The following is a 6,129-nucleotide window of genomic DNA, read 5'->3' as shown; positions in this document are numbered from 1 at the left end:
CCGTACTCGATACCGTTATGCACCATTTTTACATAGTGTCCGGCACCGTCAGGTCCAATATATGTACAGCAAGGCTCTCCGTCCACTTTGGCCGAAATTGCCGTAAGAATCGGTTCTACCAGCTTATAGGCACTTTCCTGACCGCCAGGCATAATGGAAGGCCCTTTAAGCGCGCCTTCTTCACCGCCGGATACACCGGTGCCGATGAAGCGGAAGCCTTTTTCTTCAAGCTCTTTGCTGCGGCGCACGGTATCAGGGAAGTATGCATTACCGCCATCGATAATGATATCGCCTTGGTCAAGATGCGGCAGCAGCTGCTCGATGGTAGCGTCTGTAGCTTTACCCGCTTGCACCATGATCAGTATTTTACGCGGTACTTCAAGTGATTCTACAAACTCTTCGACAGAAAAAGTACCTACCAAGTTTTTGCCTTCTGCCTCGGCAATCAGATCATGTGTCTTCTCCGGGGAACGGTTAAATACCGATACGGTAAAGCCTTTGCTCTCGATGTTCAGAGCCAAGTTTTTACCCATTACCGCTAAGCCAATCACGCCAATTTGTTGTTTTGCCATCTGGTCCTCCACCCTTTGCACCCTGTATTTTTGTGAAATCCATTTCTCGCAGTATTAAGAATACCACCCTTTGTCAGATACAGCAAAGTTCCGTCTGCGAAAGAGAGATCAATTTCATTGACAAAATCCTTTTCAATCAGGAAATTGCTCACAATGACTATTTTACCGTTTTTACCGCCAGAAGTGAACCCCTGACCCTCACTCAAAAAAAACTCAGGGCACCCCGGCCTGCGGGATACCCTGTATCATTGCTGGTTATTGTCCTTACCATTCAAGCATGTTTAATTCACGGGCCAGTTTAGCCAGTTTCGCCCTGCTAGCCTCTACCAGCGCGGGGTCCTTGCTTCGCAGAGCTTCGCTCATGCGGTCCAGCTCCTCATCCACTTCCACTCTGCGCTGCTGGATCCGTTCCTCCCCCTCGCCGGAGTAGAATAGCTTCGTCAGCTCCTGATCCGAAAGCAGCGGGCCTTTCTGGTACAATACACGCTGCTGATAGCCGGAAATCTCCACCAGCCGGATCACTTCACCAAATAAAATATTCTCAATAATGATCTGGCGGTCACGGAACCGTTTCACTACCGCGTGTCCTCTCATATCGCCAATCAGCTTCTCCATCCACTCGGACAGGCGCGCATCACGGATCATATAATCGCCAACAAGCTTATAGCCATCCTTGATCTGCTGGAAGCGAAGTTTCACCAGCTTGCGTCCGGTGCGCACCGAAATCAAAAAAACACTTTCATTCTCACTCCAGTAAAGGGAATAGCCTTTTTTGATCAAATCCTTGATCAGATCCTGAATATGCTGTCTGTCAAAGCGCAGCTCCAGATTACAGTACTCCACTTCATCATTTTTGTTCACGGCACTCCCCCCTAACAGCTTTGTTAATACAATGCAGCTGATCTGTAAACCTAGAGTAAAACTGACTGCCGGACCTCCACTTTACCTGTCAATAGCTATGCATTCGTCTTACACTTATTTTATACTTCATATTATGTAGCGGTAACTTGGTTTATTGACTATTTTTACCCGTTTCCTGTCATTTCCAAACGGTCTTCGTTCATTTTACTTAAGCCCCTATTTAATTCAGCCTTTACGATAAAATAAGCCGCAAGCACAGGAACCACAAAGTTCCCTGGCTTGCGGCTTGTTAATGTGGCAGACCGCTTTATTCAGCTTGGATTATGCTTCAGCTTGGTCCGGTGAACGATCAGCAGATGTAGACCGAACAGCAATACCATCACTGCTGCACTCGCCAGAAAAGGCGCACTATGGCTGACTGAATCCCACAGCTTGCCAGACAGTACCGGACCGGCTACCATTCCGGAGCCCTGCAGGGTCAGGAATAAGCCCCATACAGTGCCCCGCTCGCCTTTTGGCACCTGCTTAGCAATAAAAGCATTCCAGGCGGGCAGAATAAGCGCATAGCTGATTCCGACAAGCGCCACAGCCACGAAGGCCAGCGGCAGCCAGCGCACCTGTGAGAAGAATGCCAGCGAGCAGGCCGCAAGCAGGAAGCCGATATTCAAAAAGAGTGTTGTTCCGATCCGGTCTACCAGCTTTCCTGCCGGAATAAGCGCCAGAACCGTGATTCCTCCACCTGCAATCAAGAGCAGACTGAACTGGTTCGGAGTCACATGCAGCTCTGCGCGTGTAAACAGGGTCACCACAGGAGTCATGAGCCCGATAGCAAACGCCTGGAGGAACAAAGCCGGGAAGAGCAGCCTGCTGACCTTCAGCGAGGTTCTTACCTGATGCATTGTACGCTTCAGACTCTTCAGAGGCTGTAGCGGTCTACGCGCCGCTTCCGGAGCATCGTCATGCATATCGCGCACCACATGAGTCGCCTGCCCGCCAATTCTCGAAGGCAGCAGCAGGGCAATCGCAGCCACAGCAGCGGCACAGCCCATGAGTACAAAAAATACGAACCGGTAACTCTGTCCTCCATGATCCATCATGAAATTGACAACAATCGGTCCGATACCCGTTCCGGCGAGCGAAGCCATCTCCACCGCGCCCATCGCCGCCCCGCTGCTGCCGCTTTCCGTGGAGCCTGCCAGTTCGGTGATGCCGGTCATCGTGCATGGCCAGAGGGGCGATGTACCGATGCCTAGAATAAGACAGGCTGTAGACAACGTTACGGCATCCTTAGCATATATAATCATACCGACAGCCACCAGAATCAGCGCCAGAGCTCCGGTCATGGTCCAGCGGTACCCGATCCGCTCCATCACCCAGCCGAACGGGCTGCGGAAGAGATTATCACCTAAATACTGCAGGGCAAAAGCGAAACCGACAACGGTGACTGAGAGACCCAGAATGTTCTCCATATAAACCGGCAGCAAAGCGACCAGCAGGGATCCTTTTACAAATTCCACCAGAAAGATGATTACCCACATCTCCATGATGAACGGCGAAGCCAGATTGATATGCATACGTTGTGCTACTTTGCCAGACATTACATCACATCCTAGTATTATGGTGATTGATTTGTTATACTGATGCTTGTCGTAAAAAAATAAATCTTGACGAAAGGTTGTGACAGCATTAAATGAATCAACACGAAACTCCCCTCTTCACCGCTCTTAAAAAGCATGCCGCCGGAAACCCTGTTCAATTTCATATTCCCGGGCATAAGAAGGGGCTAGGAACCGATGCCGAATTCCGTGAGTTTATCGGCGATAACGCGCTATCCATAGATTTGATCAACATCGCACCGCTCGATGACCTCCATCAGCCTACCGGCGTGATACTGGAAGCTCAGAAGCTGGCTGCGCAGGCCTTTGGCGCCGACTATACGTATTTTAGCGTACAAGGCACGAGCAATGCCATCATGACTATGATCCTCTCTGTCTGCTCGGAAGGAGACAAAATAATTGTCCCCCGCAACATTCACAAATCAGTGATGTCGGCGATAATTTTCTCCGGAGCCAAGCCTGTTTTTGTCTCACCTGTACAGGATGAGAATCTTGGGATAGACCACGGCATTACCACCAGCTCGCTGGAACGGGCATTAAGGCGTCATCCGGACGCCAAAGGAGTTCTAGTAATCAATCCGACGTATTTTGGCGTTGTCGCCGACCTGCGTTCGATTGTGGATCTTGCCCACAGCTACGGGGTTCCCGTACTGGTGGATGAGGCACATGGAGTATTGATTCATTTTCATGAGGATCTGCCGGTATCGGCCATGCAGGCCGGAGCGGATATGGCAGCAACCAGTGTACACAAGCTGGGCGGCTCCATGACGCAAAGCTCGGTTTTGAATCTGAATGCAAAGACCGGCCTGGTCAACCCGCAGCGGGTACAGACGATCATCAGCATGCTCACAACAACGTCCACATCATATATTTTACTGGCGTCCCTGGATACCTCCAGACGCAATCTGGCACTGAACGGCCACGAAATGGCTTCACGGACGATTGCTTTGTCCAATTACGCACGTGAAGCGATTAACAACATTGACGGCTTGTACAGTTTTGGAAAGAAATTCTCGGTACAGAAGCCACCTTTAATCTGGATCCGACGAAACTCAACATTCATGTGCGTCATCTTGGCATTACCGGTTACGAGACTGAGAACTGGCTCCGCCAGAAGTACAACATTGAAGTTGAACTGAGCGACATGTATAACATTCTTTGCCTGATTACCCCTGGTGATACCCAGGAATCCGTAGATAAATTGATTTCTGCCTTGCGGGTGCTCTCAGCGATCCACTACAGCAAAGGTGAAATCTATGAGCTAAAGGTACAAGTGCCGGAAATTCCGCAGCTTGCTTTAATCCCAAGAGACGCCTTCTACGCAGATACTCAGGTGGTTCCGTTCCGCGAGTCTGCAGGCTACATCATAGCGGAGTTTATCTATGTCTATCCGCCGGGGATTCCCATTTTGCTCCCAGGTGAAGTTATTACCCAGGATAACATCGACTATATCATCGACCATGTAGAAATCGGTCTGCCGGTCAAAGGGCCTGAAGACCGCAGCATCAACTTCGTTAAAGTGATTGTAGAAGCCGAGCCGATCTCCTGATCGGCCGCTTCTCCCAATTAAATGTCCCCATACAAAAACCCGATACTGGATCAGTATCGGGTTTTGTGCATTAGAGCGCCGCTGCCTGTCAGGTCCGCAGCCTCTCAGCTACACTGAAATCTATTCTTGCTGGGCAAGCAGCTCATTGTAAGCTTCTTCAACAGCTTTCCATTCAGCTTCATCTTCAATGTTGTAAAGCACCATTTCTTCATCTTCTTCTTCCATACGCAGAATGATGCCGTCCGCTTCAGGGTTTTCACGTTCCAACAGCAGTGCGTACAATTTCTCGCCTACGTCGAACGTTTCCACCAGCACCATTTCTACATCTTCGCCCTGCTCGTTCGTCAAGGTCAGCACAAACTCCTCGTGCTCATGGTCGTGATCATGTCCGCAACCGCATGCTTCACCATGTTCATGGCCATGCTCATGTTTGTGATCGCTCATTGAAATACCTCACTTTAAATTGAATTATCCTACATTTGGTATCGTAACACGTATGATAAGTTCAGGTCAATTTGAGGGCCGCCCAAAATACTTAATCCAGCGCAGTGATTACCTTCTCCGACACAAGTACGTAATCAGAGCCCTTGGACGCCTTGATATAGAAGCCCACCCGGTATTTGCCGGCATCCTTGAAATCATACGTGAACTCCGAAGTCGGGAACCAGAAATCCTCCTTCTTCGAACCGCCAAGCTCCTGCGACTGAATGTCCTTCACATTGCCGGAAGGATCGGTAATGGCGACCTTCACTGCAGCAATATCGTCGGTCAGACTGTCCACTTGGGTCAACACCTTGATTTTGAGCTTGCCCACATTTACATTGCCAAAAACCTTATCGCCGTTAAACAGCACGATTTGCACATTTGGCTTAAGGATCGTCACTTTGCCCGAACCGTCCCAGCTGACGACACCTCCGGCTTCTCTAGCCGGTATATAGGCCTTTCCGTCAATCAAATAGCCTCCGTCGGCCATTTCCTTTCCATTGCTCCATACCCTAAGCTTCTGATTTACAGCGTCCGCGAACAATAATGATCCTCCCATTAGAGAAAAAACAACCACGCACAGAGCAATTTTTTTCCATCTCATAATAGAGACCCTCCAAATAATTCATGCTGTTAATATATACTACCAAGATTGCCACAAGTTGCGCAGGATGAAGGCGAAAATTTCAATATAAAGCTTAAAATGATACTATATTTAAATTAAGGCCCCAGCACTGAATATTGGAGGAACAATACGATGACCGTAAACCTGCAAATGCTTGGTACAGGCGATGCTTTTGCCAAAAATTACCACAATAATAACGGGCTGCTTCTTAGTAGCGATTACACACTTCTGATTGATTGTGGAACGACAGCTCCGCTGGCAATGGAGAAGCTGGGCAGATCCTTCGCGGATGTAACCGCGGTCCTGATCACCCATATTCATGATGATCATGCCGGCGGTCTTCCTGAGCTTTCCAGGCTTATGAAAACTAAATTCGGCAGAAGATGATCTTGCTGATAGCCGATACTTTAGCTGAACCACTGT

6 protein-coding genes and 1 pseudogene are annotated in these 6,129 nt (G+C 49.2%); 2 read left to right on the top strand and 5 right to left on the bottom strand.

Features of this window, described 5'->3' with window-relative positions; genetic code table 11:
• The 3 genes from AQR02_RS08485 to AQR02_RS08475 form a co-directional block, all read right to left on the bottom strand.
• Positions 1 to 572 (bottom strand): NAD(P)-binding domain-containing protein (locus AQR02_RS08485; RefSeq protein ID WP_159067801.1); only part of this gene is annotated, 572 nt, incomplete at its 3' end.
• A 264-nt stretch (positions 573 to 836) separates the two neighbouring features.
• On the bottom strand, positions 837 to 1,433 hold the full coding sequence (locus tag AQR02_RS08480; protein ID WP_054940197.1) for a hypothetical protein: 597 nt from the start codon (positions 1,431 to 1,433) through the stop codon (positions 837 to 839).
• A gap of 311 nt (positions 1,434 to 1,744) precedes the next feature.
• Positions 1,745 to 3,031 carry an MFS transporter gene (locus tag AQR02_RS08475; protein WP_054940196.1) on the bottom strand — a complete coding sequence of 429 codons (1,287 nt, stop codon included), beginning with the start codon at positions 3,029 to 3,031 and terminating at the stop codon, positions 1,745 to 1,747.
• 92 nt (positions 3,032 to 3,123) lie between these two features.
• On the opposite strand from AQR02_RS08475, the pseudogene AQR02_RS08470 reads away from it, so the two are divergent.
• Positions 3,124 to 4,598: pseudogene (locus AQR02_RS08470) on the top strand (aminotransferase class I/II-fold pyridoxal phosphate-dependent enzyme).
• 120 nt (positions 4,599 to 4,718) lie between these two features.
• Here AQR02_RS08470 and AQR02_RS08465 read toward each other — a convergent pair.
• Both AQR02_RS08465 and AQR02_RS08460 read right to left on the bottom strand, forming a co-directional pair.
• A complete protein-coding gene (locus AQR02_RS08465) occupies positions 4,719 to 5,042 on the bottom strand; it encodes a DUF1292 domain-containing protein (RefSeq protein WP_019911532.1) in 324 nt (107 codons plus the stop codon).
• Between the two features lie 91 nt (positions 5,043 to 5,133).
• Complete coding sequence (locus tag AQR02_RS08460) at positions 5,134 to 5,685, bottom strand: hypothetical protein (protein WP_054940195.1); 552 nt, start codon at positions 5,683 to 5,685, stop codon at positions 5,134 to 5,136.
• 153 nt (positions 5,686 to 5,838) lie between these two features.
• On the opposite strand from AQR02_RS08460, the gene AQR02_RS33795 reads away from it, so the two are divergent.
• Positions 5,839 to 6,093 (top strand): MBL fold metallo-hydrolase, encoded by a 255-nt coding sequence (locus AQR02_RS33795; protein ID WP_342447447.1) that lies wholly within the window; start codon positions 5,839 to 5,841, stop codon positions 6,091 to 6,093.
• The last annotated feature ends 36 nt before the right edge of the window (positions 6,094 to 6,129 follow it).

The sequence above is a fragment of the Paenibacillus ihuae genome (genome assembly GCF_001368795.1).
GTDB lineage: Bacteria > Bacillota > Bacilli > Paenibacillales > Paenibacillaceae > Paenibacillus_AQ > Paenibacillus_AQ ihuae.
Note: the sequence above shows the minus strand (reverse complement) of the source record. Positions and strands in the feature narration are given on the sequence as shown.